The sequence below is a fragment of the Bradyrhizobium sp. TM239 genome (assembly GCF_036247985.1).
Classification (GTDB): Bacteria; Pseudomonadota; Alphaproteobacteria; order Rhizobiales; family Xanthobacteraceae; genus Bradyrhizobium; species Bradyrhizobium ottawaense.
On record NZ_BTIR01000025.1, the window covers coordinates 1 to 26,206 of the forward strand.

Below are 26,206 nucleotides of genomic sequence, written 5' to 3' on the forward strand. Positions count from 1 at the left end.
GGACCTATCCGGTATTCGGCGCTCGAAAACGATATTCGGCGCGGAGATGACAAGGTAGTCGGGGCGTGGGTCGAACGGTGACGAGAATGCTATGCGCAGGCAAGATCTCGAAGCCATGGATTTTGAAGAACTATGGCTCCTCCACGAGGAGTTGACAAAGATTCTTGCTGAAAAGATCACGGCCGAAAAGCGGGAGTTGGAGAAGCGCCTGGCGCAACTCAATCAACCGGAACAAGTCGGCGGGCCCGAGAGCGGGGCGGCAGAGCTGGGTCTAAACCAGCCTCCCCGCCGCAAATACCCGAAGGTCGTACCGAAGTACTTCAACCCCCTCAAACCGACAGAGACTTGGTCTGGGCGTGGCAAACAGCCGCGCTGGCTGGTCGCCGCGCTACAATCAGGACACACATTGGAGGAGTTCAGGATTCACGAGAACGGTGGAGCCTCCAACCAGAATGCGGGTGGTCAGGAGCATTGATAGCCCTGCCACCGCCAATTCCCCCATGCACGAAATCGTCAGATCCACGAATCCGCAAGCTGGCACTCGTTCGGAACGCGGCTAACTGAAAGCGTCCGCCTCGGGTCTGCCGTCCTAACGAAGGAGCTTGTGGTTTAGGCCTTCCCTGCGCGCACCGCGACGGTCGCCTTCAACAGAAATTGCAGGGTTCCCATCCTCGGCAAGGACCACACTCCACGCCGGCCCGCGGCGGGTTGGATGGTGTCATGTGCCACCTTCCGGTAGTTTCCGAGATCCAGCATCATCATTGCGAGGAAGGGCACACGTGTGGCCGGAAATCGTGCCTGCATCAACTGTCGCATGAACTGCAGACGGGGAATCAGCCGAGAGCGCAACTCCTGCGGAATCTCGACGCCAAGCAACTCTGCAAGAGCGAACAGCTGGGTTTCAACCGCGTTCTTCATCAATGCGCCCGAGACAAGAGAGGTAAGCTCCTTCCAATCGAGGCCCTCGGCAGAATTGCTTATATCGCGCAATTCAACCAAGTGCCGCAGGTCGAGGTCGCCCAACCAATATCCGTAGTCCTGAAATTGATCATGGATGATCAACATGAGCGCCCGGTAGGTAGGCGTGGGGATATACACGCGTCCGCGCCCCAGCGGCGCGGGGATGCAATGGTTCAGCGGGTGCCCGAGGCTCTGGTAGAGGTACGCAGGACCTGGAGCTGCCCGCTGTAGGTCGATGGTCCCGACATCCTGCGAGCGATTCAGCTCGACATGCCATCTCTGGCTTTCGGGAGGGGTCTCATAGTCAATAGCGTAACCAATTCCGCATAGAGCGGAGACTGCCATTCTGGCTTCGTCCGGCATAACCATAATATCCAGGTCAGACATTAGCCGAACGCCTCGTCGCTCCTCGGGCGCGGTCGCCAGTGTCGATGCCCCCTTGAGCATGATCGGCGTAATTCCCAGGCCGTTCATCGCAACGACGGCTTCTTCGAGTTGAGCGACGAGCCGATTGTTGCGCAGCACGTTTCGGCGGTGGATCTGGCGAATATATCCGCAGACGTCCTCCGACAGGATCGGTGCAAATTTATCGACAAAATCAATGAGCGCCGGCGTCGTCAGAGTCTGATTTGCGAGCCCGATGACCGACGTCCACTCGACATCGCCAGGTGGCATGCCTCGCAAGCAGTTGCAGAGGCTCGTCAGCGCCGCGCTATGCCTTGCCATTGCATAGATCCATGAGCACGCGCCGAGCCTCCACGGCCTCGCAGTAGGTGAGTTGAAGCGATCGCGCGCCCGCGACGATCCGCTTCAAAGCGAAAAAGCCGGCCTGCGAAAGTCTTCCGTCGGCCGCAAATGCGTTGTCGATGAGCCGCTTCATCGAATCCAGTTGATCTATCGCGGCTAGTTCGGCCGGACCGCTCGCGACACGGTTCAAGAAGATGATCCAGCTTGCGGAAAAGCATTGGTGGTGCGCATCCGCAATGGGTACGTACCGCACCAGAACGCCGTCGGAGCGGCAATGCGTCGCGTCGTGCCGGCCGCCATATAGTCGCGAGAGCAAGTCCCACGATCCCTCCTTGAGGGTGAGAGCAAACGGGATGCCGCAGATCGCTCCGTCAGCTCCAACCAGCGCAACGTCATCGCCGGCGTACCGAAGTCCGGCGTCCACCAGCTGCAGTGTGAGGGTAGACTTTCCAGCTCCCGGCTGGCCGCACAACAGCAGGCCCATACCGTCCTTCACAAGAGAAGCGGCATGAAGGGAGAAGGTCCAGCGATTGCTTCGAATAAGCCGCTCGGTGATGTGAGCTTTGATCGTGGGGGCCAGTGCTTCGACTTGACATCTGGAGATGCTGGAATCATCTCCGCGCAGGAGCACTTGCTCGTCCAGCATCATTGCCTCGATCGTAACGTCGTCCTCGCCGCCAGCGCTCTGGTCCGAAACACAAAACAGCGAACACAGCCGCCTCAAGAGGTCCCGATTTGCAGCCCGGACCCCTATTCGGTGCCGGCCTAGTACCGCTGAGAAGGCAAAATCGGTCGGCATTCGCCAGTCGACCTCGAGCAACGCTCGATCGATCCAGACATCCACAACCTGTCGTGTGAACTGGCGCGCCGTCTGCTCGTCAATGCCCAGCGTTCCAAGCCCCTTACAGGTGTCTTCCAGAGAGGCGCCTTGCGCCAGCTTGCACCAGATGAATGCCCCTACCCGGTCCAGTTCAAAGATCTTCTGCCCCGCTCCGCTGAAGAGCATTGATCGACCGTCCAGCAGCGCGAACACTGCATCCGAAGCCGGTCTCAACACCATCTCTGCCGACGATCTTTCCAGCACGGCTCCAACCAATGTGAAGAAATCCGCCTCCGCCTGTACCGGCGAAGCGACGACAGCGCCTGAGATGCTAGCGTCGCGGCCCTCGGCAGCCCACGAAGTTCAATCCGAACCGTCCGCGGCGCGACAATTCTCGTCTGCCGGGCATAAGTGACCCAGTCGGTCTCGTTTCGAAACGACAATCCGGTCCGTCATGCCACAGCTGGCCGCCCCTACCCCCTCCCTCCGGAGAAATGTTCAACACCTCCTCTCAAAGAAAGCGCGCCCGCGCTCGACCGATGCGCATCCAGGAGGTACCGGTAGGCTTCGCGATCGGCACTGCGTTCTCGCAGAATGCGTTCCTTCTCGCCAATACCTATCAATTCCGCGCGCATCTGGGCCAACTGCGGCGCATCGTGGTCGAAATCGTACTCGCTAAGATTTAAATCCCACATTGTCTCCTCCAGCCGAACGAAACCTGGACGAGCTTAGCTTACGTGATCGGCAGCAATTAACAACGATATTTACACCATTGCCATATAATCAAAATTAATTTCAGATTTGAACCGAGCACAACCCATCCGTTACCAAAGTCAAATCGCGGCGCGAACCGAACCGATGGCAGGTGGTGAGCGATGGCCTGAGCGTGAATGGCCTGACCTTTCGATGACGGCATCCCGCCGCGACAGCCAGCAAAATAAGTCGGTCGAGAGTCGCAAACCGGACCGACAACGCGAATTTAATTGCGCATTAAATCAAAAAAGATAATGTTAACGAATTGCGTGAGGGGGAGTGAGACCTGTGATCCGGTTGGCTGATCTGTCCGTCAAGAGGAAGATATTGGCTTCGTTGCGCGCGGAATATTCGGCACGAAGCCGCAGGGATTTGGACATCATAATTGTGAGAGGCCTCCCAGAAGCCTTCGGTTGAGGTCGAAGCTCCATTTCATAGGCCTGCCGGCCAAAGCCGGCGGTATCCCGAGAATTCACCAAGCAGGAATCCGGTCGGTTGGAGAAGCGTCGTCACGAGCAAGCTGCCCTTTGCTCGAACAACGACCCCAGGTGCGATGCCCCCCAAGTAACCCGCACCGACGAGAGCGCACTCCAGCCGACCGGCCCCTTTTTCAGCAATATGTTTCTGGGAGGCTCACATGGGTATGATCATGGTCGAGTGTCCGCAAACGGGTCGCGCGATTCCCACCGGCATCAAGTCCGATCGCGAGACTTTTCTGCGGAGCATCGTGTTCTTCGGCAATACTCGTTGCCCAATCTGTGAGGCCAATCACAACTGGTTCGCCCGCGAGGCCTGGGTCGAAGAGTCAATCGCCCGGACGGTGGATATCCTTCGGGCGGCTCCTTCGCGCTGATGCAGATATCAAGGCCGCTTCAAAGAGCGCGTCCAAATTCCCTCGTCCGGTGCAAGCATTTTTGCTGCAACGCATCCGAGCGGGAGTGCTCGAAAATATTTCTGCGTATCGTCGTAAAGCGAACGGACGGCTCCGGGATCCATTGCTTAGAAATCACTGGCAAGTCGTAACAAATTCGATCTTCGGGTCACGGATTCGGCAAGGCCTGTTTGGGGTGTTGTAGTGAGTAGTGGGGTTTGCAGTCTGGCTGTTCTGCATCATACAGCGATCGAGCTCGTTAGCCTGCTCGCTCAATTGAAGCATCTCCGGGAGCGAGTACGAAGGGCCGAAGCACGGCGCTCGGGAGAAAGACGGCCATCGGCGTCGCGTGCGGGAAGGCCCCGAGCAACGAGATATCGCACGCGAAGGATTCCCAAGTCAGTGCATTTCTGATCACCATGCTGGCTGAATTAGAGACCGGTATGGATGCGCAAGGCCTATTCTCCGCAAGCGTGCCGCGTCATGTCTAGCCCGCTTTCGACAGGCGCCGGCCCCCTCGCCTTCGATGGATTTTCTTTTGATCTCCCGGTGCACATTCATGCACACGCCACATTCCAACGAATTGAAAAGCTCAAACTCTCGCTCCAGCCCATCATGGGGGCTACGGAAAAGAGGTAGGTAGCCTTGCGATTCCAATGATTTAACTTACGCCCTCAATGGAAAGAAGCACCGGACGTGTGCACTCCAAACTAGCCGAAATTTTATACCCGCTTTGACCTTTCGGTGCACACGAGAGCCGGAGTGCGTGCACACGCGTGGCGGCCTTCACTCACTCGACATCGAGAATTGCGTACGCGAAGTCGGCAAGCCCCTGGGCCGTGCTTCGCCTGGAACGTTGGCGAAGGCTGTAGAACCCTGAGGTCGTGCGATATTTCTGAACTGATATTGCATGATAATCATAATATAAAAGACTATATCGGCTTCGACCGCAGTTCCAATGGGAGGATAAAAATGCGCAGGACTGGTGCACACAATTTTCCGGCAATTGATCGCGTGATCTATGGCAAACCGGCGGCTGAGGCCATCAACGAAGAAGCGGAACGATTGAATGCAAAGCGCGTCTTCCTTATCGTCAGCCGCACCTTGAACACCAAGACCGACGAGATTGAGAGAATCCGGCATGCGCTCAGCGACAAACATGCCGCGACCTTCGACGGAATTGCACAGCACACGACGCGCAAGCAGGCCGCTGAAGTTGCCCTTCATGCCAAGGACGCACGCACAGATCTCGTCGTGGCCGTCGGCGGCGGTTCTGCCGTTGACCTCGCCAAGATCGTCATCATGGCGATGGAGCACGATATCCGCGATGAAGCGGGCTTTGATCCGTTTCCCATGGGCCCGGGCGTGAGCCATTCCCCGTTCCGCGCGCCTGCAGTCCGACAGATCGCCGTGCCGTCAACGCTGAATGGCGGCGAATACAATGCCGCAGCGCTTGTCACCGACGAGCGCAACAGGCTGAAGCAGATATTCTTTCACCCCCACATGATGCCGGTGGCGATCGTCCTCGACCCGGCGCTCACGCTTCATACGCCTTCGAGCCTCTGGATGGGATCGGGCACACGCTCCATGGATCACGGCATCGAAGCATTGTGCTCGCCAGCTGGCACCCCCCTTGCCGACGAAGTGGTTCTGGCAGGTATCCGTACGCTGCGCGAGGGAATGCTCCGGACCCTGCAACAACCCGACGATTTCGAAGCGCGCCGCTTGTCTCAATACGGCTCATGGCTTGCCTCCTTTGGGCTGCAGGCACGCGTCCCGATGGGCGCAAGTCACGGCATCGGCCACGTGCTTGGCGGGACTTTTGGCGTTCCTCATTATTATTGCACGCCCGTCATCATGCCGAGCGTTCTACGCTACAACAAGCCGTTCACCGATGACGCACAGAAGCGTTTGGCGGCGGCATTGGGTGCTCCCGGTGGGGACGCGGCAGACGCCTTTGCGGGGTTCGTCAGGCAACTTGGACTACCGGGCCGCCTCGCTGAGGTCGGCATCAGCGAAGACAAGTTCGGCAAGATCAGCGAAATCGCGATCAACCATCGCTTCGTCAAGGCCAATCCGCGCCCCTTCAACGACCAAGCCGAAATCGTCGACCTGCTGCGAATGGCGGCGTAGCTGCCAAGGCAGCGGCCGATGGTAGAGGCACAGTCTCCGCCATCGGCCCGCTCCGCCCAGAAGCCAACGTCGGTTAAGCCGCGCCTCAACCGTCGGCCGAATGCATTCTCTCGCAGTCGCTCGCGACGGGATTGCCCAATGCCTGCCGTCCAGCCTCCAGCAGGAAGTCAGACAGACGCTTGTCGTCGACCGCACGCGCCAGCACGATCGACCCGACCATGGTCGCGATTGCGCCGGCGGCCGTCTGTCTCGCATCCGATGATGGCCTCGCCGCGGTCAGCCGCGCGATGATATCGATCATCTTGCCGAGCCCTCGTTCGAGGGTGCGCCGCGCCTCCGGACCCGACCGCCCGATATCCGCGGCCAAAGCGGGCAGCGCGCAACCGCGTCCCGGATCGTCACGGTGGCGGTCACTCAGGTAAGACTCGACAAGTGCGTCGAATCCCTTCGCGGCGGGCAGCCCCTGCGTGAGACTGAGCCAATGCACGATGGTTCGATCCATGGCCAGGGCGAGCCCTTCGACGACCAACGCGTCGCGCGATCTGAAGTAGGCGTAGAAGCTGCCATGCGTCAGATTCGCGAGCTTCATCAGGTCGGCCACACTCAGGCCATCGGCACCGGCCTGGCGCAGACCGCGGGAAGCGCTTTCGACGATGCGCCTGCGGGTATGCTGCCCATGGTCCTTCGGGTAACGCATCGCCTGCTCCGGCTTGGCACAAGATATTAGCTGATGACAATCCCATCATGACCGGAGCTTCTCAGCCCGCGCAGAGACGACGGGATGTCGTCTGCAGTGCGGATCGTCAAGCCGCGGCTTCACGCGACCTTGAGATTGGCCCCGCTATCGGCGTCAAGGAATCCCGTCAGCCTGTCCCTGATCAATCGCTCGGCGTCCGCCATGATGCGGTCGATCAACTCCTTCACGGTCGGAATATCGTGAATGAGTCCGACGACCATGCCGCAGCTCCAGGCGCCCGCGTCCATGTCGCCGTCGATCATCACCTTGGGATAGACGCCCGCCACCTGATCATGGATGTCGTCGATTTTGAGGCTTTTGCCCTTCTCGCGCTCGATCTCGAGCAGATGCTCGACGCCCTTGTTGTTCAGGACCCGCTCGGTATTGCGGAGCGCGCGCATAACGAGCCTGGTGTCGAGCTCGGACGCCGCGACCAGCGCCTTCTTGACGTTCTCGTGCACCGGCGCCTCCTTGGTGGCAATAAAGCGCGTCCCCATGTTCATTCCCGCGGCTCCCATCGCCAGCGCCGCAACCAGGCTGCGTGCGTCGGCCATGCCGCCGGAGGCCACGAACGGGATCTTCAACTCTTCGGCCGCACGCGGCAGCAGGATCATGTTCGGCATGTCATCCTCGCCCGGATGACCGCCGCACTCGAAGCCGTCGACGCTTACGGCATCGCAGCCGATCTGTTCGGCCTTCAGCGAATGCCGGACCGAGGTACACTTGTGGATCACCTTGATCCCGCCCGCCTTCAGGGCCGGCATGTATTGTTCAGGGCTACGTCCGGCCGTCTCGACGATCCTGACGCCGCCCTCCCTGATGGCGGCGATGTACTCCGGATAAGGCGGCGCGCTGAAGGTCGGCAGGAACGTCAGGTTCACGCCGAACGGCTTATCGGTCATGTCCCGGCACCGCGCGATCTCTTTGGCAAGCAGTTCCGGCGTCCGCTGGGTGAGGCCTGTGATCAAGCCGAGCCCGCCGGCGTTGGATACTGCGGCTGCCATTTCGGCGAAGCCGACATAGTGCATTCCGCCCTGGATGATCGGATGCTCGATACCGAACAGTTCAGTGATCGCTGTCTTCACGAATGATCTCCGCGCGTTTCCATCAGTGGATGATTTCAAACAAGCCCGCGGCGCCCATGCCACCACCGATGCACATGGTCACCACGCCGTATTTCGCCTTGCGCCGCCGCCCCTCGATCAGGAGGTGGCCGGTGAGCCGCGAGCCGGTCATGCCATAGGGGTGGCCGATCGCGATCGAGCCGCCATTGACGTTGAGCTTGTCCGGATCGATGCCGAGCTTGTCGCGGCAATAGATCACCTGCACCGCGTAGGCCTCGTTGAGCTCCCAGAGATCGATGTCGTCGATCTTCAAACCATGGCGCTTGAGCAGGCGCGGGATCGCGGCGACCGGGCCGACGCCCATCTCGTCCGGCTCGACGCCGGCGGCGACGAATCCGCGGAAGATACCTAGCGGCTTCAGCCCCTTGATGGCTGCAAACTTGCCGCTCGTGATCACGCAGGCCGAAGCACCGTCCGAGAGCTGGCTGGCATTGCCCGCGCTGATGGTCTTGCCCTCGAACACCGGCTTGATCTTGGCGAGGCCCTCGGCCGTGGTTTCCGGACGCGGGCCCTCGTCTTTCGTGAGCGTCACCTGTTCGTAGGTGACCTCCTTGGTGTCCTTGTTGACGAGCGCCATCCTGGTCGTGAACGGCACGATTTCATCGCTGAAGCGGCCGGCCTGCAGAGCGGCACCGACGCGGCGCTGGCATTCGAGGCTGTATTCGTCCTGCTTGTCGCGGCCGATCTTGTACCGCTCGGCGACGACCTCCGCCGTATCGAGCATCGACATGTACATTTCGGGCTTCATCGCTATCAGCTCGTCGTCGACGGCGTGAAACTTGTTCATGTGCTCGTTCTGCACGAGGCTGATCGACTCGATGCCGCCGCCGATAGCGACTTCGACCCCATCCAGCATCACCGACCGCGCGGCAACGGCGATGGCCTGCAGGCCGGACGCGCATTGCCGGTCGATCGTGGTGCCGGCCACCGTCACGGGCAGGCCAGCGCGGATCGCGCCCTTGCGCGCAACGTTCATCACCATGGTGCCCTGCTGCATCGCGCAGCCCATCACCACGTCTTCCACCTCGCCCGGCGCGATGCCGGCGCGCTTCACCGCCTCGGCCATCACGTGCCCGGCCATGGTCGGGCCATCCGTATTGTTGAGCGCGCCACGATAGGCCTTGCCGACGGCCGTGCGTGCGGTGGAAACGATGACTGCTTCGGTGGTCATGCTGGCCTCTTCTCTTTACGCGGCCGCATCCAGCTGCGCGTAGCGCAGCACGTGGAATGCGGGATCGCCGAACTGGATGTTGATGGAGGAGATTCGCTTGAAATAGTGTCCGACGTTCAGCTCGTCGGTCATTCCCATGCCGCCGTGAAGCTGCACCGCCTGGTCGGCCACGAACTTGCCGGCATAGCCGATCTTCGACTTGGCCCCGGAGGCGAGCCGCGACAGGCCGGAATCACCGGTGCTGAGGCTGAGACTGAGATGCTGCATCAGGGAGAGCGCCTCCTGATGAGCGATGAACATGTCGACCATCCGATGCTGCAACACCTGGAAGGAGCCGATGGTGGTGCCGAACTGCTTGCGGGTCTTCGAATAGTCCAGCGTGGCGGCATTCAGCTCGCCGATCGCGCCGACGACCTCGGCGCAGAGTGCGCCGACCGCACGGTCACGGCAGGTTTCCAGCGCGGCAACGCCCTCGCCTTCCGCTCCCAGCAATTGCCCGCGGACTTCGCGCAAGCTGATCTCGGCGGCGCGGCGTCCGTCGATCGTCTTGAAGCCTTGGAGATCGACGCCGGCGGCATGACGGTCGACCACGAACAGGCTGACGCCGTCCCGGTTGCGATTGTCGCCGGCGGTCCGCGCCGAGACGATCAAATGATCCGCCCACGGCGCCGCCATCACCATGGTCTTCTCGCCGCTCAGAACGTAGTCGCCCCCCTCGCGCCGCGCTTTGGTCGCGACGTTGGCGAAATCGAACCGGGAGGCTCTCTCGGTCCAGGCCAGCGCCCAGATCTTGGAGCCGTCGATGATGCCTGGGACGAATCCCTGCTTCTGCTCGGACGTACCAAGCTGCTCGATCAGGCCGCCGGCAAGCACCACCGTTTCGACGAAAGGTTCGACGACGAGGTGACGGCCGAACTCCTGCATGATGATCATGGTCGACAAAGGACCGCCGCCGAGGCCGCCGGCGTCCTCGGAGAACGGCGCCGCGAGCAGGCCGAGCTCGGCGAAGGTGTGCCACCGTTTCCGGCTGAAGCCCTCCTCGCTCGCCACGATCTTGCGCCGCGCCTCGAAATCGTACTGGTCGCGCAGAAGGCGCTGAACGCTGGATCGCAGCAACTCCTGCTCTTCCGTGAACTGAATATCCATCCGATCCTCCCGATCCGCCGTGGATTAGAGCCCGAGCACGGCTTTGGCGATGATGTTTCGCTGGATCTCGTTGGATCCGCCATAGATGCTGAGCTTGCGCGCGTTCAGATATTTCTCGGACGCGGTGTGGCCGTAGTCCGGGCCCGGCATGAAGTGGTTCGCGCTGACCGGATGTTCACGGATCGCAAGACCATAATTGCCGATCGCGCGGTGCGTGAGCTCGGTGATGTCCTGGAAGATCTCGGTGCCGCGGATCTTGAACAGCGACGCCGCCGGACCGGGATCGATGCCACGCGCCATCTGGCCGACGACGCGCAGTTCGGTCGCTTCCAGCGCCAGCACGTCGAGCTCGACGCGGGCGATGTCGCGCAGAAATTCCAGATGCGCCGGATCGTCGGCCGGTATCTCGGCCCTCACGATCTGCTTGAGCTTCCGGAGATAGCGGGTGGACCGGCCGATCCCCGCCATGCTGGTGCGCTCGTTGCCGAGCAGGAATTTGGCGTACGTCCAGCCCTTGTTCTCCTCGCCGACCAGGTTCTCGACGGGCACGCGGACGTTTTCGAGAAAGACGTCATTGACCTCGTGACTGCCGTCGATCGTGATGATCGGCCGCACGGTGACGCCGGGCGACTTCATGTCGATCAGCAGAAAGGAGATGCCTGATTGCGGCTTCGCATCCGGATCGGTTCGCACCAGGCAGAAGATCCAGTCGGCGTGCTGGGCCAGCGTGGTCCAGGTCTTGTGCCCGTTGACGACGTAGTGGTCACCCTCGCGCACCGCCTTGGTTCTAACCGTAGCAAGGTCAGAGCCGGAGCCCGGCTCGGAATAACCCTGGCACCACCAATCCTCGCCGGACAGAATTCGGGGCAGAAACTTCCTCTTCTGCGCCTCGTTGCCGAACGTGTAGATCACCGGCCCGACCATGGTCACGCTGAAGGCAAGCGGCGGCAGCGTTCCGGCCCGGGAGGCCTCCTGTTCAAAGATGAAGCGCTGCGTGACCGTCCAGCCCGGGCCGCCATACTCCTTGGGCCACAACGGCGCGATCCAGCCCTTCTTGTGGAGGATCCGGTGCCAGAGCAATGATTGCTCCTTGGTCAGGTCGGTCTCCGGATTGGGAACGCGCATCTGCGCGGGATAATTGTCCGCGATGAAGGCACGCACTTCATCGCGGAAAGCCGCGTCCGCGGCAGACAGCGCAAGCTCCATCGGAACGGCCTCCTTACCACTTCTCGCCGAAGGGACGGATTTCCAGCTCGAACGTCCACGCGCTCTTCGGCTGCTGATAAAGCTGCCAATAGGACGCCGCGACCGACGACGGCGGCATCAAGAGATCGGGATCGTCGAGCGCATTCGGACCGAGTGCCTCGAGCCGGCGCTGCCGCACCCATTCCGTATCGACGCCGGAATCGATGATGAGATGCGCGACGTGAATGTTCTTCGGGCCGAGTTCGCGCGCCATCGCCTGGGCCACTGCCCGCAGGCCGAACTTCGCACTGGCAAAGGCGGCATAGCCGCTGCCGCCGCGGAGCGACGCTGTCGCGCCGGTGAAGAAGATGTTGCCGCCGCCGCGAGGCAGCATCAGCCGCGCAGCTTCGCGGCCGGCGAGAAAGCCGGAATAGCAGGCCATCTCCCAGACCTTGCGGAAGACGCGCTCGGTCGTGTCTAGGATCGGAAAGTTGACGTTGGCGCCGATGTTGAAGATGCAGACCTCCAGCGGCGCATGCTGGTCGGCATCGGCGAGGAAGGAGATGACCTCCTCCTCCTTGCGGGCATCCAGCGAGCGTGCATGGATTTCGCCTCCGGCGGCCTCGATCTCCTTGACGAGCGGCTCGAGCTTGGCCCCGTTCCGGCGCCCGGCAAACACCGTGAAGCCCTCCGAGGCGAACTTCTTGGCGATCTCGCCGCCGATATAGTCGCCGGCACCGATCACTGCGACAGTAGCGTTTCTCTTTTGCATGGATCGTCTCCCGGTTGGATTGAACCTATCGAAGCTGTTCTGCGAGTGCCTGGGCAGCCGGCGGGATGGAATATTCGCCGGCCATCGATATGCGGCCGTCTGCGATATCGGCTGCGCTGGAAATGGCCACCACTGCCGATCTTTCGGGTGATGAGCGTCCGTCTATGCAGCACATATCACGAACCGAACTTAACGTTCTTTTTTAGTACTCTTCAACTTGCCAGCTCTATGCCGTCCTTGCGACCGGCTTGGTTTGCTCGAGAATGGACTCCTCGACGTCACGAAGCTGGTCCTTGCCGAAGAACATCTCCTTGTCGACGAAGAAGGTTGGCGAACCGAACGCGCCTCGGCTGACGGCGTCGTTGGTCAGATCAATCAACCTCTTCTTGACGTCGTCCTGCTGGGCGCGGGCGATCAATCGGTCGATATCGAGGCCCGAAGCGATGAACGCGTTCCGGAAGATGTCGAGGTCGTCCATCTTCTTCGGCTCTTCCCACATATGATGATAGGCCGCACGAAAATAGGGCTCGAACACGCCTTCGAACTGGGCTGCCACGGCGCCCCGCATCAGCATCAGCGTGTTGACCGGAAAGAAGGGATTCTGGCGGAATTTCGTGATGCCGTGGCGTCGGATGAACCGCTGGGTTTCGAGCGCCTGATATTCCGGCTTGTTCTTGATCCCACGAAGCGAGTCGAACGGCGACATGTTGCCCGTCGCCTTGTAGATGCCGCCAAGCAAGACCGGGACATAGTCGAATTTCGCGCCGGTGCGCTGCTCGATGCCCGGAATCGCCACCTCCGCCAGATAAGCGTTCGGGCTGCCGAAATCGAACTGGAATTCAACCTTCAAGGTCATCTCGGCTCCTCCCGTAAAACATGTGACGGCACTGGCAATCCGGTCGCCGGCCTGACTTCCCCCAAACATACAGTTCTAAAATAGAACTGTCAAACAATCCCGCAATCTCCTGATTTCACCTTGCCTGGAAGGGTATTGTTTGGAATTTAGTACCTATCTAGAATGCCAAATCCTGCGCCGGCCTCCGCAACGATTCGAGGTCCGTGCCGCGGCGGCGACTGGAGTGTGTGGATGAAGTGGAAGGAACTCGAGGAAGAGCCGTGCTCGATGGCCCGGACTATCGGCGTGATCGGCGACCGCTGGACCCTTCTGATCCTGCGCGAGTGTTTTCTGCGCACGCGCCGCTTCGAGGGATTTCAGTCGGCACTCGGAATCACCCGGCACTTGCTCGCCGAACGTCTGAAGAAGTTGGTCCGACAGGGCATCCTGCGCCGCATTCCCTATCAGGAATCCCCCAAGCGGCACGAATATATCCTGACCCAGAAGGGGCTCGATCTGTATCCGATCATGATGGCAATCGTGCATTGGGGCGATACTCACATGGTCGACGAGCGCGGCCGCCCCTTGCTGCACCAGCATCGCAAGTGCGGCAAAGATTTCGATCCGGTCATGGTGTGCTCCGAATGCGGCGAGCCGCTGTCGGCCAAGGAGGTTCATACTCATCCCGGGCCGGGTGCTCGCAGCGCGCCGGCGGCAGCGGCGCCGGCGACCTCGAAAACGAAGGCGCGCTCGCGGGCCGCCTGAGGCCCTCCCGCGGCAGACAGTACCGCGGAAGATGCCAGCAGACGCGATCTGGCGGACCGGGAGTCGGTAACGGCCGCACAGCGACGAGCTCGCTCTCAGACCCGGATCACATCGGCGCCAGCTTCATGGGTGTAGAGACGCTCAACCTGTTCGGATCGAACTTTCAGCACAGCACGTTGGTTGACATAGGCCTTGTCGGTGATCTCTCCTGCCGCCATTGATGGCGGATCCTTCAGCAGAATGAAGGAGCAGATCCGCTCGCTGCTTCCGACGGTCTCATTGTAGTCCCGAAACCGATCTTGCAGGAACTTGACGACGGCAAGATCGGAGGTCAAATCCGCACCCGGAGCTTTCGAGATCCGCGCGGCCTCGGTGGGGTTCAGCCAGCAGAGCAGCGCGCACGCCTCACGATTTTCGCCCGCGACCACGATGTCGAGCAAGACGCCGCGCGTTGCGGCCAGGATTGCCGCGCGCATATTGCCGATCGAGACCCAGGTCCCATTCGCAAGCTTGAAGTTCTCGGAAATTCGTCCGGTAAAACGCAGCCCGAGCTCAGGCTTCTGCGGATCCAGAAACGAGACGGTATCGCCGATGCGATAGAAGCCTTCCTCGTCGAAGGCCATTTCCGTCAAATCCGGCCGTCCGAGATAGCCGGGCGTGACGTTGGGTCCCTTGACCCTGACCTCGTAAGTATCCGAGACCGGAATGAGCTTGAGCTGCAGTCCCGGCGCGGGAAGACCGATCTCGCCGGGTCGATCCGTCGCCCAATGGGTCGTACTGATGGTCGGGGCGGTTTCGGTCGTACCGTAACCCGACATGACCGGAATTCGCCGGCCGGTCACCGAGAGAGTCAAGCGATAGAGCTTTTCCAGCGTATCCTTTGAAATTGCAGCGCCGGCGTAGCTCATTCGGTCCATCCGCTTGAATACACTGGCGCCCAGATCGAGATCCTTCTCGACCGCGTCACAGAGGAGATTATAGCCGGCAGGCACGTTGAACATGGCGGTTGGCGACACTTCCTTGAGATTGGCGACCGTCTTGTGAAAGAGCTGCGGCAGCGGACGGCCGTCGTCGATATAGAGCGTCCCGCCATTCTTGAGGATGCCGTGAAGAATGACGTTGCTGCCCATCGTGTGGTGCCAAGGTAGCCACTCCACCTGGACTGGCGCAGCCGGAGGAGACACGAGCAGGCTCCCCATTTGCAGGGAGCTTGCCATCATGCGGTGGGTGTTGAGCACGCCTTTGGGAAAGCCGGTGGAACCCGACGTGAAGAGGATCTTGGCGACAGCGTCGCACGAGACCGCACGAGATGCCCCGGCAAATCCGTCGCACGCGGTTCTGGCTGTCAGGGTGCGGAAGGGCACCGTGTCCGGCGCGCCATCGACGCTGATCCAGGTCGCGGGCGCCAATTCCGGAATGGTGCGGCCTGCGGAAAACTCGCGTCCGCTTTGGACGAACACGAAGCTCGGGCGCAGCACTTCGGCGATGTCCTTGAGACGAGCAAGTCCACCGGGCATCAGTGTGTAGTTTGGCGATATTGACGCCAGGATGACGCCGATTGACATCGCCGCAAACGAAACCACCGCGTTCTCGATCGAGTTTCCGGAGAGGATGGCGAGCTTGTCCGCTGGCTTTGCACCCAGATCAAGCAAGCTCTGGCCCACCGCCTGGACCTGAGACCATGCCTCGCTGTAGGTGATCTCGTCCCACCCGCCTTTCGCGTTGCGCTGCGCGAGGAATATCCGGTCCGGGGCGGCGCTTGCCCAGTTCGGCAAGAAGTCCGTGATACGCCAATCACATGGCTTCCACTCCAGGGGTGAGCTCAATATCAGCGCGCCATCTGGTCGGCGCTCCATTGAAACCTCGCGCGGCGCAAACGTCAGTGCCTTCGTCGACATGATTGATCTCCTGAAGTACCGGAATGGCGATCGCACCAGTTGCGCTCGTGTCGCGCAGGACGCGGGCGCCGGCACGTCATCAATGCCGCTCGCCTCTCGCCTGTTACGTGCTCATTCGGACCTGGCGTCCAGCACTTCTCCGAAGGCTTCCCAAGTCGATCCGGTCCAGCGCTGCAGGCGCATCTGCGTCCAGATCATGTTCTCGGTTTCGCTGGTGTTGATCTTGATGCCCGGCAGTGCGGTCGGGACGACGAAGTCCCGGAGGTTCTTGGCCTGCGCCAGGATGTTCTTGCGGGACAGGTCATCGCCGCATTGTTTCAAGATCTGTTCCAGCAGGATGCCCTGCTGATAACCGGTGAGATAGCTGCCGTTGGTGATATCGACGCCGGGCAGATATTTGTCGATAAACGCCCGATAGGCCTGCATGCCGGGATCATCTTTCCACTTCGGATCCACGACATCCTTGTTGATGGTGCCGACGATCACTCCAGTCGACTTGTCGAGGCCGGCCGGCGTGAGCGTGCCTCCAACCGAACCGGACGGAAAGTTGATGATGACGGTCGCCTTCCAGCCAATCAAAGAGGCCTGCCGGATCGCCTGCGCAGCGAATTTCGGCGTGCCCGCGATCATCAGGGCATCCGCACCGGAGCTCTTCAGGTTGGTGATCTGCGAATCGACGGTCGGTTCAGTGACCTCATAGGACGCGGTGACGACCCTGCGATCGTAGTCCTTGCCGAGAAACGCCTTGAAGGCGTTGACGTAGTCTTTTCCGAGGTCGTCATTCTGGTAGAGGATCGCATATTTGGCGTTCGGCAGAGCCTTCGTGAGGTATTTTGCGTAGATCTTTCCCTCGGTATCGTAGCTGACGAGACCTGTCGTGATCAGCGGGTAACTGGCGACGTCGGTGAACTTGGACGATCCGCTGACGATCGCGATGCTGGGCACCCCTTTCGACTTCAGGTATTTTGCCGTCGCCGAGATGGCGGGAGTGCCGAGCTGGCCGAACATGAATGCAACTTCATCGCTCTCAACGAGCTTGCGAACCTGCTCCACCGCCTTGGGCGGGCTATAGGCATCGTCATAGGCGACGTAATTGATCTTGCGCCCGCTGATGCCGCCGCGATCATTCAGGGACTGAATGTAGGCGATCAGCCCCTTGCCCACGAGACCGATCGATGAAGCCGGTCCGCTGAACGGAAACACCCCGCCAATCTTGATTTCCGTCGCCGTAACCCCGGGCTCGTCGGCCGCGAATGCCGGGCTGCCCAACAGCGCGAGCAGAACGGCAAGACTCTTCCATTTCCGCAACATCGGCATCCTCCCTGATGCGCACTCTTCCGGTGCGCGCTTCAATGTTATGTGTCCCTAACGGCTCGCCAGGCGTCATGCCGCGCGAAATTGAGCGCGCCGCCAAGCCTCGATGGCAAAGCGCGTCAACCGTTTCGGCTCTTGGACCGGCCGCCTCACGCCTTGAAACCTACAGTTCTTTTTTAGAACTAGTCAAGCGCTTACATGCGCCTCCCCTGACAGCGAGAGGAAGCGCTTGCGACTTTGTGAGGAGTTGTACGTTTAGCCTGGCATCATCCTCGTTAGAGGATTGGTCCTGATGCCCAGCCGCGGTAGCCGCTTCTGTCAGAAGGGATATCGCGCCATAACATCCAGTCAGTTCATTCTATTATTGAACTTCAGAAAGTGATCGGAGGTGAGCTCTCAAATGGCGGCGCTGCAACGCGCGCGGCCAGCAGGCCGGCGATCAGCTTTAGACTAGCGCGGGACAGGGAATACGAGATCGAGACCTTCATGAAAGTGCTCGACGTCAATCTCACGGGCACGTTCCAGACGTGCATGGCGTTCCGCTCGCAGCGAGCGTGGGATGGCGAGTCTCTTGCGGGGTAGTGGCCAGCACGGATGCGGCCTCGTCCGCTTCGCGACAAGAGCTGTCGATCCCGCGTCTCCCGACCGAATCCGAAGCGCCTCACTGGCAACAGATGCCCGCTCTCACACCTTTGCAGGCTGGCGCGGCCGCAGGTGCAGCCGCGCCGATTTCGCTCAGCGGAAATTGCCCTTGGTCTCAGGGATCACGACCGCGCCGATCAAATAGATCACGAACACGCCGACCGCGAAGTAGGCCAGCGACATCGGAATCTGCGCGGGACTGCCGCTCACCAGCGAGACGAAGGTCGGCATCATTCCGCCCAGCGCAAAGCCGATGTTCCAGGACAGGCCGGTGCCGCTGGCGCGGAGCGCCGTGGGGAAACGCTCGTTCAGGAAGATCAGCACCGGCGCGTAGCCGGCATTGCCGATGAAGGCGATGGCAAGCGCATAGAGCGTGATTTGCGTGGTGTCCCTGGTCGTGGCGAGGTTCAGATAGCACAGCGGCAACAGCACCGCCGCCAGGACCCCGATCAGCAGGAACGTCTTTTTGCGGCCGATGAGATCGCTCAGCGCGCCGACCATCACCGCGGCGAAGAATGCCGAGACACTCGCGCCCATCAGGATCAGCGAGGAGGTCTGGTTCGGAACCGCGTTGATGACTTTCAGGAAGCTCGGCAGGTACCCCGAGGTCAGATAATAGCCGGCGCCGCCGCCGAAGGTAATGAGCAGGTTGATCAGCAGGACGCCGCGATATTCACGCGACAGCACATCCTTGACCGGCGCCTTCGAGACCTTTGCCTGCTTATTGCCCTGCTGGCGCTTGAGCTCCTGGAAGTACGGGGACTCTTCGAGGTTCCGGAAGATGAACCAGCCGAGCAGAGAGCTCAGCAGCCCCGAGAAGAACATGAAGCGCCAGCCCCAGACGGCAAAGGCATCTCCGGGAAACACCGAGGACGTGATCAGGAAGATGAAGGACGCCAGAAGCGCGCCAATGCCGGCGCCCCCGCCGCCGACCAGGCCCGACATCGCGCCGCGCCAATGCGGCGGCACCGATTCCGTGCCGATCGTGTGGGTCGAGGCCACGACACCACCGACGAACACGCCCTGCACCAGCCGCAGGATCAGGAACAGGATGGGCGCGATCACGCCGACCTGCGCGATGGTAGGCAGCAGGCCGAACGCGGCCGTGCTGATGCCGACGCCGATGATGGCGATCAGCATGGCCTGCTTGCGGCCGTGCACGTCGGCGTAGTGCCCGAAGATCGCCGAACCGAGTGGCCGCATCAGCAGCGTAACGGCGAACGAACCGTAGACCGCGGCGAGCGACAGCGCCGCATTGCTCGACGGAAAGAACAGCGCACCGACCACCGGCGCCACATAGAGCAGAATGAACAAATCGAACAGGTCGAGTGCCCATCCGAGCACCGACGCGATGATCGCGTTGACCATCTGCTTGTTATCCACCGATGCCTGTGCGCCGGCGACCGGCATATCCATCTCAGCCATTTTGTTTTACCTCCCCCGTTTGAATAGGGCCGCGGTCCGCGCCATTGCGAACCGCGGCAGTTCGTTGCGTCCCGTATCAGCGGCCGACGAATTTCGGCGGACGCTTGGCGTTGAACGCCTCGACGCCTTCCCTAAAATCTTCCGACTGGCGCAGGCGGCTGTAGCAATGGCCTTCGAGCTCGATGGCGATGGCGAGTGTCGAATCCTCGGTATCGTTGAGGAGCTTCTTGGCGGTGCGCTGCGCCAGTGGCGAGAAGCTGCGGAGCTCGTCGACGAGCTTGTCGGTTGCCTTCTCCAGTTCGGAATCGGGCACGCATTCGGTGGCGATGCCCCACTCCAGCGCCTGCTTCGCCGAGATGCGCTTGGAGCGCATCACGATGTCCTTGGTGCGGGTGATGCCGACCATCTTCTGCAGCCGCGCCGACCCGCCGGAGCCCGGGATCTGGCCGAGCTTCTGCTCGGGCAGCGCGTACTGCGTGGTCTCCGAGGCGATACGGAAGTCGCAGGCCAGCGACAGCTCGAAGCCGACGCCGAAGCAATAGCCGCGATTGGCGACGATGACAGGCTTGGCGCAACGCGCCGGCGCGGCGATGTTCCAGGCGAGCTTGGAGACGTGCTCGGGGCTCGCTTCCATGAAGCCCCCGATATTGCCGCCGCTCGAAAAATGTTCGCCCTCTCCGCGCAGCACGATGATGCGCACGCGCGGATCCTCGTCCAGAGTCTCGAAGGTCAGCCGAAGCTGGTCGCGCTGCGGCATCGCCACGACGTTGTAGGGCGGACGTCCCAGGATGATGTCCGCGCGCTCATGCGCCTCGTCGATCTCGACCTTGAACCCATCGAGCTTGGCAAGCCGGGGATCGGCAAAAGTATAGGGTGACGGCATTTTCGCTTCCTTCTGTTGATGCGTGACGATCAAGCGGCGTCCGATGGCGGACGGCGCTCGGTCTCGTATTCTCCGGCGACGAGCAGGCGCCGCAGCAGCTTGCCGACCGGCGATTTGGGAATCGCGTCGACGAAGACATAGCGGCGCGGCCGCTTGAAGTTGGCGAGGCCCGAGGTGCGGCAGAACTGCTCCAGCTCGATCTCGGAGACGTTGCGATTGCGCTTGACGAAGGCGGCGACGACTTTGCCCCACTTCTCGTCTGCGACACCGACCACGGCGACCTCGTCGACCCCAGGGTGCAGCGACAGGCAACTCTCGATCTCGACAGGAGAGACGTTCTCGCCGCCGGTGATGATCATGTCGTCGACCCGGCCCGTGACGAACAGGTCGCCGTCCGGATCGACGAAGCCGGTGTCACCGGTGAAGTACCAGCCCTCGCGCAGCGACTTGGCGTCGGCCTCCGGTCGGCGCCAGTAGCCCTCAAAGGCCTCGTCGCCCGCGAGCGTGGCGATGATCTCCCCCTCCTCGCCCACCGCGGCAAGGTCCGCGACCGAACGCGCGCCGATGCGCACGACCTTGACGTGCTGGTTCAATCCGGCCTTGCCCGCCGAGCCGGGCTTTGCGGCGGCGTTCTGGTCGATCGTGAAGGTGTAGATTTCGGAGCTGCCGTAGTGATTGACGAACAGTTCGGGCCTGAAGGCCTCGTTCAGCTTCTTCAGGAGGCCATCCGTCATCGAGGCGCCGGCGAAGCCGAGCTTGCGCACGCTGGCAACGTCGGTCCGGGCAAAGGCCTCGTGATGGACGAGATCGTGATAGAGCGTCGGCACCAGATAGAGATTGGTGATCCCTTCCCGCTCAATCAGCTCCAGCGCCTGACGGCTGTCATAGCGCGGAAGGCAGATGAAGCTGCCGCCGATCAGCGACATCGCCAGCAGCGAGCGGACGCCCATGGTGTGGTAGAGCGGCATCACGCCCAGCGTCCGCTCGCCGCGGCCGTAGAGATTTTGTGCGACATGGGCGATCGCCGCGGCACGCTCGGCGCGATGCCGCCGCGGCACGCCCTTTGGCCGCGAGGTTGTGCCCGAGGTGTAGAGCATGATCGACCAGGCTTCAGAGCCGACGCACGGCTCGGCGTCGGGCGCGCTGCCCCTGACCAGATCGGCAAAGCCGGTCGCCTCGCCTGTGCCCGGATCGACCGACACGCGTAGCAGCCGGCCGGCGAGCGATGAACCCTGCACCGCCTCGGCGGAAATATCCTGGTAGACGACCGCGCAGGCCTCGGCGTTCTCGATGCAGTAGTCCAGCTCGTCGGCCTTGGCGCGCCAGTTGATCGGGGTGATCACGAGTCCTGCGAACTGGCAGGCCCAATGTAGTGTCGCGGCCTCCCAGCGGTTTTGCAGCAGCGTGACGACGTGGTCGCCGGGCTTGAGGCCCAGGCGGCCGAAGGATGCGACCAAAGCAGAGATCTTGTCGTACCATTGCCGGTAGGTCAGGCGGAGATCGCCGTCGACCAGCGCGATGGCGCGCGGATCGCGCGCGGCGCTGGCCACGAAGCTGCTGGCGAGATCAAGCATCTGACGTCTCATTTTTCGATGAAGCGAGTTGGACGGCGGCTTCGAGGGCCGCCTGGATGATCGGCGTGTAGCCGGTGCAGCGGCACAGATGCCCGCTCAGCAGATCGCGAAGCTCCGCCTCGGTCGGCGTCGGATTCCTGGCGAGATAATGATCGAGCGACATCAGGATGCCGGCGGTGCAGAAGCCGCATTGGAGCGCGTGGTGACGGCGGAAGGCCTGCTGCAGCACGCCGAGGCGATCGGCCGCGGGTGCAAGCCCTTCAACGGTCTTGATTTCGCAGCCGTCGACCTGCGCCGCCAGGGTGAGGCAGGAACGGGTCAGCATGCCGTCGACGACGACGGTACAGGCGCCGCAGACGCCGTGCTCGCAGCCGACATGGGTACCTGTGGCGCCCAATTGATGGCGCAGGAAGTCGGAGAGCAGCGTCCGAGGCTCGGCTTCCCCCTCAACGGGCTCGCCATTCAGCGAGATGTGGATGGGATGGCGGGCGCCGGATTTGAGACGGGTCATCGCAGAACCTCGCCGATCAGATCGCGGCCGATCATGCGCACGAGGTCGCGGCGATAGCGCGCGGTGGCGTGGACGTCGTCGCGGGCGCCCAGCTCGTAGGCAAAGGCATTGAGGGCATCGTCGAGCGCACTGCCCTCGAGCTGCGGCCAGTCCCGCGCGGTCGGGACGTCCGCGACGCCGCCGACTGCGAGGCGGACGCCGGATGGCGTCTTCATCGCGGCGCAGGCCACGATGGCGAAATCGCCGTGCCGGCGCGCGACCTCGCGGAACGCGAAGCGCGATCCCCTGGCGACCGGCAGCGAAATGCCTTCGATCAGCTCGTCGTCCGCACGTGCGGTCAGCATCATCCCGGCGAAGAAATCTTTGGCCGCGACGCGGCGACGGCGTTTGGCGTTGCGTAAAAGCACCTCGCCGCCGAGCGCGACCAGCGCGAGCGGCATCTCGGCGCTGGGATCGGCATGCGCGAGCGAGCCGCAGATGGTGCCGCGGCTGCGGGTCTGCACGTGACCGACGCAGGGAAGCGCCAGCGCCACCAGCGGCAATGTCTCGGGCAGATCCGGCCGGGCCAGCAGATCGGCCTGACGCACGCCGGCGCCGACGACGACGGCATCGGCCTTCCGCTCGATCCGGCGGAGTTCCTGGATGCGCATGATGTCGATCAGAAGCTTCGGCTTGGCGAGGCGCATATTGAGCATCGCCATCAGCGACTGTCCGCCGGCAAGCACACGGGCGTCACCGCCTTGCTGCGCCAGACCTTCGAGGACGTCACCAACGGTTTCGGCGCGGAGATAGTCGAATGCGGGCGGCTTCATCGGCGCCCCCCGAACCGGCCGGCGACCTTCGCCAGCAGGGCGAACAGCGAGAAGCCGCCCGAGGTGACACCACCGGCGGCCCTGCGGGTGAGCGCTGCGAAGAACTGGCCGATGATCACCCGCGTCGCGCCGTCGAGCAGACGGCCGCCGATGCTCGCGATCTTACCGCCGATCGCGGCGTCATAGCTGTAGGTCAGCTTCGTCCCGCCGCTGCCGTCGGGCGCGAGCGTGATGCGCCCCTCCGCGCTGCCGAAGCCGAGCGCGCCGGTGGCGCCGCCGCGCAGGGTCACCGCGCGCGGCGGATCGAGATCGAACAGCTCCACGTCGGCGCGATAGCGCCCGGTGACGGGGCCAATGCCGAGCGTGACGTCGGCGCGGAAATGCGTGTCGGTGATCTTGTCGACGCGCCGGCAGCCGGGAATGACCGATTGGAGCGTGGCGGGATTGAGCAGCATGGCCCAGACCTGCTCGGGCGTCCCCTTCACCGAGGCCTGTCCTTCGCCGCGAAGCCGCCGATCTGCTTCGCGCGCAGGCGCCGCGGCCACGCCCCCCGCGGGAGGCGGCGGTTCGGCGCCGCGCACCAGCTCGGCAAGCCGCGCGGGCACCAGAGGCAGCGTGATGTCGGCAACGCCGAGCGCATCCGCAACCGCATTGGCGAGGCAGACCGGCGTCGACATGCAATTGCCCTCGCCGACGCCCTTTGCTCCGAGTGGAGTAAATGGCGACGGCGTCTCCATGTGGAAGATCTCGGGATCGGGCACCTCGGTGGCGGTCGGCAGCAGATAGTCCGCGAGCGTTCCCGTCAGGAAACTGCCGTCCTCGGCATAGGCATATTCCTCGTAGAGCGCGGCACCGAGCGCCTGGGCGAAGCCGCCACGGATCTGGCCATTGACCATGCCGGGATGCAGGATGGTGCCGCAATCGTGCATGGTGACGTAGCGGTCGATCCGCGTCTGCAGGGTAATGCGGTCGATCTCGACGCCGCAGAAGTCGAAGATGAAGCCATGGCACAGCGAGGAGTTGATGCGGTCGTCCTCGCCGGGCGGCGTCAGCTCCGGCGGCGTCCAGAACACGGTCTCACGGATGGTCTGGCCGGCATCGTCAGGCAGCGAGCCAGGCGACCAATGGCTGAGCGCGGCGACACGCGAAAACGCAATCCGGTTCTCCGGATTGTGCCTGGAGGCAACGAAACCGTTTGCAAACACGATGTCCGCGGCTTCGACGTTCAACTGGCTGGCGGCGATGCGGGCGAGACGTCCGGCGACGCGCTCGGCTGCCAGCTTTGCCGTGCCGGCCACCGCGGCGGCGAAGCGGCTGGCGTAATTTCCCGACGCGATCGACCAGGCGTCCTTGGCGGTGTCGATCTCGGTGTTGACGCGGATGTCCTTCGGCTCCAGGCCGAAGACGTCGGCGACCACCTGCGACAGCACGGTGCGATGGCCCTGCCCCTGCGGCACGGAGGCGACGTGAACGGTGACGCTGCCGACTGGATCGAGGCCGACGGTCGCTGTCGCCTGCGCGCCGTTCTTCGGCCCGGCCTTGCGGCGCTCGGCCGCGGTCAGCACCGTTGTGATGTAACCCATATTGGAGACGCTGGGCTCCACCACCGCCGTGAATCCGATCCCGTAGAGACGCCCCTCCGCCCGCGCCGCGTCGCGCCGCGCCTTCAGTTCCGCCAGCCTGCCCTGCTCGACCGCGCGCGCGATCGCATCCTGGTAGTTGCCGGAATCGAGCAATGCGCCCGTCGCTGTACGATAGGGAAAAGCACCCGCCTCGATCAGATTGCGCTTGATGACATCGAGCGGATCGAGACCGAGCCCGATCGCGATCCGCTGCACCAGGCGTTCCAGCGCGAAATAGACCTGCGGCCCGCCGAAGCCGCGGTTGAGGCCGGTCGGTGTCTTGTTGGTGACGACGACGCGGTTGCGGATCCTGACGTGGCTGATGTCGTAGGCCCCCGTCATGTTGCCGTGCATGCGGTAGAGCGTGGCGGGCTCGGGCGCGCGCAGATGCGCACCGCAATCCTCGACCTGGTCCCAGTCGAGCGCGAGAATCTTGCCGTCGGCCGCAACCGCCGCGGCCAACGTCGTCGCGCGGTTGGTCGCCGACACCGACGCGATGAGATGCTCGAGCCGGTCCTCGATCCACTTCACCGGCCGCCCCGTGACGCGCGCCGCAGCCGCGATCAGAACGATGTACGGAAACACACCCTGCTTGACACCAAAGCTGCCGCCGGAATCCGGCGGCGTGCGCAGCCGCAGCCGATTGCCCGGCACTTTCAGTGCACGCGCAATCACGGTGTGGATGCTGAAGGGCCCCTGAAAATTCGCGAGAACCTCAAAGGCGTCCTCGCCGGCATCATGCGAGGCAACGACACCATAAGTCTCGATCGGTGTGCAGGAGTTGCGGGGATAGCGGATGTCGATGGAGAAGCGGTGCGGCGCATCCGCAAACGCCTTCTCAGGATCGCCGTAGCGAAACGCGCGGTCGCTGGCGAGATTGCCGGGAAAGCCGTCGTGCAGGACCGGCGCACCCGGTGCCATCGCTCCGAGCGGATCGACTGTAGCCGCTCGAGGGCGATACTCGACATTGATGAGTTCGGCCGCATCTTCGGCGCGGGCACGATCAGTCGCCACGATCACGGCGACCGGTTCGCCGACATAGCGCACACGCTCGACTGCGATCGGCCAGCACTCGACCGGCGCCTTCACGCCGACGACGAGACTAGTGGTGAGCGCCTTGATCTGCTCGCCGGTCAGGACCGCGGCGACGCCCGGCAGCCGCCTGGCCGCTTCGGCGTCGATCGAAACAATATCGGCGTGGGCGTGCGGCGAGCGCAGGATCGTCGCATGCAGCGTGCCGGGCTGGACGCCGAGGTCGTCGATGAAACGGCCGCGGCCGCTGAGCAGCGCGGCATCCTCGACGCGCTCGATTGAACGCCCGACCCACGGCTTGTCGCCACTCTGATCAACCGAATTTGCGGACTTGACCGCAGCCTGCACCATGTCCCGGCATACCTCCCGACACGCTCTTTGACGCGACGGCGACGTTTGTCAGGACAGGAGGTGCGAGGGCCATACCGCCCGCTCTCACGACTTACCAAATCGTCTCATTCGAGAGCGTGCGGCG

At 62.5% G+C, this 26,206-nt stretch carries 22 protein-coding genes; 5 read left to right on the forward strand and 17 right to left on the reverse strand.

All coding sequences use genetic code 11. The annotated features are described in order from the left end of the window. Positions 1-91 precede the first annotated feature (91 nt). Positions 92-475, forward strand: coding sequence for an H-NS histone family protein (locus AABA84_RS31920; RefSeq protein ID WP_212252415.1), 384 nt, complete (start codon positions 92-94; stop codon positions 473-475). Positions 476-609: 134 nt separating this feature from the next. Here the strand turns inward: AABA84_RS31920 and AABA84_RS31925 are convergent, their stop codons facing one another. After that, entirely contained in the window at positions 610-1,686 is a 1,077-nt protein-coding gene (locus tag AABA84_RS31925) for a nucleotidyltransferase family protein (RefSeq protein ID WP_246550952.1), read from the reverse strand. Then, positions 1,673-2,791, reverse strand: coding sequence for a serine/threonine protein kinase (locus AABA84_RS31930; RefSeq protein ID WP_212252417.1), 1,119 nt, complete (start codon positions 2,789-2,791; stop codon positions 1,673-1,675). Before AABA84_RS31930 ends, AABA84_RS31925 begins: the two co-directional genes overlap by 14 nt. 230 nt (positions 2,792-3,021) lie before the next feature. On the opposite strand from AABA84_RS31930, the gene AABA84_RS31935 reads away from it, so the two are divergent. The 3 genes from AABA84_RS31935 to AABA84_RS31945 all read left to right on the forward strand — a co-directional run bounded on the left by AABA84_RS31935 (position 3,022) and on the right by AABA84_RS31945 (position 6,284). After that, positions 3,022-3,213, forward strand: a complete 192-nt coding sequence (locus AABA84_RS31935) for a hypothetical protein (RefSeq protein ID WP_212252419.1) — start codon at positions 3,022-3,024, stop codon at positions 3,211-3,213. A 704-nt stretch (positions 3,214-3,917) separates the two neighbouring features. Beyond that, positions 3,918-4,133 (forward strand): hypothetical protein, encoded by a 216-nt coding sequence (locus tag AABA84_RS31940; RefSeq protein WP_212252421.1) that lies wholly within the window; start codon positions 3,918-3,920, stop codon positions 4,131-4,133. A 990-nt stretch (positions 4,134-5,123) separates the two neighbouring features. Continuing rightward, positions 5,124-6,284 carry an iron-containing alcohol dehydrogenase gene (locus tag AABA84_RS31945; RefSeq protein WP_212252423.1) on the forward strand — a complete coding sequence of 387 codons (1,161 nt, stop codon included), beginning with the start codon at positions 5,124-5,126 and terminating at the stop codon, positions 6,282-6,284. Between the two features lie 85 nt (positions 6,285-6,369). Here the strand turns inward: AABA84_RS31945 and AABA84_RS31950 are convergent, their stop codons facing one another. The 7 genes from AABA84_RS31950 to AABA84_RS31980 all read right to left on the reverse strand — a co-directional run bounded on the left by AABA84_RS31950 (position 6,370) and on the right by AABA84_RS31980 (position 13,274). Further along, positions 6,370-6,981 (reverse strand): TetR/AcrR family transcriptional regulator, encoded by a 612-nt coding sequence (locus AABA84_RS31950; RefSeq protein WP_338307307.1) that lies wholly within the window; start codon positions 6,979-6,981, stop codon positions 6,370-6,372. A gap of 119 nt (positions 6,982-7,100) precedes the next feature. After that, positions 7,101-8,105, reverse strand: coding sequence for an NAD(P)H-dependent flavin oxidoreductase (locus AABA84_RS31955; protein ID WP_212252426.1), 1,005 nt, complete (start codon positions 8,103-8,105; stop codon positions 7,101-7,103). 22 nt (positions 8,106-8,127) lie between these two features. Beyond that, positions 8,128-9,315 (reverse strand): acetyl-CoA C-acyltransferase, encoded by a 1,188-nt coding sequence (locus AABA84_RS31960; RefSeq protein WP_212252428.1) that lies wholly within the window; start codon positions 9,313-9,315, stop codon positions 8,128-8,130. Between the two features lie 15 nt (positions 9,316-9,330). Beyond that, positions 9,331-10,461: an acyl-CoA dehydrogenase family protein gene (locus AABA84_RS31965; protein WP_212252430.1), complete on the reverse strand. Its 1,131-nt coding sequence runs from the start codon at positions 10,459-10,461 to the stop codon at positions 9,331-9,333. A 24-nt stretch (positions 10,462-10,485) separates the two neighbouring features. After that, complete coding sequence (locus AABA84_RS31970; RefSeq protein WP_212252433.1) at positions 10,486-11,667, reverse strand: acyl-CoA dehydrogenase family protein; 1,182 nt, start codon at positions 11,665-11,667, stop codon at positions 10,486-10,488. A gap of 13 nt (positions 11,668-11,680) precedes the next feature. Continuing rightward, the gene (locus AABA84_RS31975) at positions 11,681-12,418 is read right to left on the reverse strand and encodes an SDR family oxidoreductase (RefSeq protein ID WP_338314106.1); all 738 of its coding nucleotides are present in this window, start codon (positions 12,416-12,418) and stop codon (positions 11,681-11,683) included. 226 nt (positions 12,419-12,644) lie between these two features. Further along, entirely contained in the window at positions 12,645-13,274 is a 630-nt protein-coding gene (locus tag AABA84_RS31980) for a 2-hydroxychromene-2-carboxylate isomerase (protein ID WP_338314107.1), read from the reverse strand. A 231-nt stretch (positions 13,275-13,505) separates the two neighbouring features. Here AABA84_RS31980 and AABA84_RS31985 point away from each other — a divergent pair, with 231 nt between their 5' ends. Further along, a complete protein-coding gene (locus tag AABA84_RS31985) occupies positions 13,506-14,018 on the forward strand; it encodes a winged helix-turn-helix transcriptional regulator (RefSeq protein ID WP_212252439.1) in 513 nt (170 codons plus the stop codon). A gap of 95 nt (positions 14,019-14,113) precedes the next feature. Here AABA84_RS31985 and AABA84_RS31990 read toward each other — a convergent pair whose 3' ends face one another. The 8 genes from AABA84_RS31990 to AABA84_RS32025 form a co-directional block, all read right to left on the reverse strand. Continuing rightward, positions 14,114-15,916 (reverse strand): AMP-binding protein, encoded by a 1,803-nt coding sequence (locus tag AABA84_RS31990; protein ID WP_338314108.1) that lies wholly within the window; start codon positions 15,914-15,916, stop codon positions 14,114-14,116. Positions 15,917-16,027: 111 nt separating this feature from the next. Then, entirely contained in the window at positions 16,028-17,227 is a 1,200-nt protein-coding gene (locus AABA84_RS31995) for an ABC transporter substrate-binding protein (protein WP_338314109.1), read from the reverse strand. Between the two features lie 738 nt (positions 17,228-17,965). After that, a complete protein-coding gene (locus AABA84_RS32000; protein WP_338314110.1) occupies positions 17,966-19,297 on the reverse strand; it encodes an MFS transporter in 1,332 nt (443 codons plus the stop codon). Positions 19,298-19,373: 76 nt separating this feature from the next. Further along, the gene (locus AABA84_RS32005) at positions 19,374-20,180 is read right to left on the reverse strand and encodes an enoyl-CoA hydratase/isomerase family protein (protein ID WP_338307315.1); all 807 of its coding nucleotides are present in this window, start codon (positions 20,178-20,180) and stop codon (positions 19,374-19,376) included. Between the two features lie 29 nt (positions 20,181-20,209). Further along, positions 20,210-21,754: an AMP-binding protein gene (locus tag AABA84_RS32010; RefSeq protein ID WP_338314111.1), complete on the reverse strand. Its 1,545-nt coding sequence runs from the start codon at positions 21,752-21,754 to the stop codon at positions 20,210-20,212. Beyond that, the gene (locus tag AABA84_RS32015) at positions 21,747-22,265 is read right to left on the reverse strand and encodes a (2Fe-2S)-binding protein (RefSeq protein WP_338314112.1); all 519 of its coding nucleotides are present in this window, start codon (positions 22,263-22,265) and stop codon (positions 21,747-21,749) included. The genes AABA84_RS32010 and AABA84_RS32015 overlap by 8 nt, the downstream gene beginning before the upstream one ends. After that, a complete protein-coding gene (locus tag AABA84_RS32020) occupies positions 22,262-23,077 on the reverse strand; it encodes an FAD binding domain-containing protein (RefSeq protein ID WP_338314113.1) in 816 nt (271 codons plus the stop codon). The genes AABA84_RS32015 and AABA84_RS32020 overlap by 4 nt, the downstream gene beginning before the upstream one ends. After that, the gene (locus AABA84_RS32025) at positions 23,074-26,082 is read right to left on the reverse strand and encodes a xanthine dehydrogenase family protein molybdopterin-binding subunit (RefSeq protein ID WP_338314114.1); all 3,009 of its coding nucleotides are present in this window, start codon (positions 26,080-26,082) and stop codon (positions 23,074-23,076) included. The genes AABA84_RS32020 and AABA84_RS32025 overlap by 4 nt, the downstream gene beginning before the upstream one ends. Positions 26,083-26,206 lie beyond the last annotated feature (124 nt).

Bases quoted from the DNA above. Each gene is read 5' to 3' on its own strand.
- AABA84_RS31920 (WP_212252415.1), top strand. From the start codon at position 92: ATGCGCAGGCAAGATCTCGAAGCCATGGATTTTGAAGAACTATGGCTC.
- AABA84_RS31925 (WP_246550952.1), bottom strand. From the start codon at position 1,686: ATGGCAAGGCATAGCGCGGCGCTGACGAGCCTCTGCAACTGCTTGCGA.
- AABA84_RS31935 (WP_212252419.1), top strand. From the start codon at position 3,022: ATGTTCAACACCTCCTCTCAAAGAAAGCGCGCCCGCGCTCGACCGATG.
- AABA84_RS31940 (WP_212252421.1), top strand. From the start codon at position 3,918: ATGGGTATGATCATGGTCGAGTGTCCGCAAACGGGTCGCGCGATTCCC.
- AABA84_RS31945 (WP_212252423.1), top strand. From the start codon at position 5,124: ATGCGCAGGACTGGTGCACACAATTTTCCGGCAATTGATCGCGTGATC.
- AABA84_RS31950 (WP_338307307.1), bottom strand. From the start codon at position 6,981: ATGCGTTACCCGAAGGACCATGGGCAGCATACCCGCAGGCGCATCGTC.
- AABA84_RS31960 (WP_212252428.1), bottom strand. From the start codon at position 9,315: ATGACCACCGAAGCAGTCATCGTTTCCACCGCACGCACGGCCGTCGGC.
- AABA84_RS31965 (WP_212252430.1), bottom strand. From the start codon at position 10,461: ATGGATATTCAGTTCACGGAAGAGCAGGAGTTGCTGCGATCCAGCGTT.
- AABA84_RS31970 (WP_212252433.1), bottom strand. From the start codon at position 11,667: ATGGAGCTTGCGCTGTCTGCCGCGGACGCGGCTTTCCGCGATGAAGTG.
- AABA84_RS31975 (WP_338314106.1), bottom strand. From the start codon at position 12,418: ATGCAAAAGAGAAACGCTACTGTCGCAGTGATCGGTGCCGGCGACTAT.
- AABA84_RS31980 (WP_338314107.1), bottom strand. From the start codon at position 13,274: ATGACCTTGAAGGTTGAATTCCAGTTCGATTTCGGCAGCCCGAACGCT.
- AABA84_RS31985 (WP_212252439.1), top strand. From the start codon at position 13,506: ATGAAGTGGAAGGAACTCGAGGAAGAGCCGTGCTCGATGGCCCGGACT.
- AABA84_RS31990 (WP_338314108.1), bottom strand. From the start codon at position 15,916: ATGTCGACGAAGGCACTGACGTTTGCGCCGCGCGAGGTTTCAATGGAG.
- AABA84_RS31995 (WP_338314109.1), bottom strand. From the start codon at position 17,227: ATGTTGCGGAAATGGAAGAGTCTTGCCGTTCTGCTCGCGCTGTTGGGC.
- AABA84_RS32000 (WP_338314110.1), bottom strand. From the start codon at position 19,297: ATGGCTGAGATGGATATGCCGGTCGCCGGCGCACAGGCATCGGTGGAT.
- AABA84_RS32005 (WP_338307315.1), bottom strand. From the start codon at position 20,180: ATGCCGTCACCCTATACTTTTGCCGATCCCCGGCTTGCCAAGCTCGAT.
- AABA84_RS32010 (WP_338314111.1), bottom strand. From the start codon at position 21,754: ATGCTTGATCTCGCCAGCAGCTTCGTGGCCAGCGCCGCGCGCGATCCG.
- AABA84_RS32015 (WP_338314112.1), bottom strand. From the start codon at position 22,265: ATGACCCGTCTCAAATCCGGCGCCCGCCATCCCATCCACATCTCGCTG.
- AABA84_RS32020 (WP_338314113.1), bottom strand. From the start codon at position 23,077: ATGAAGCCGCCCGCATTCGACTATCTCCGCGCCGAAACCGTTGGTGAC.
- AABA84_RS32025 (WP_338314114.1), bottom strand. From the start codon at position 26,082: ATGGTGCAGGCTGCGGTCAAGTCCGCAAATTCGGTTGATCAGAGTGGC.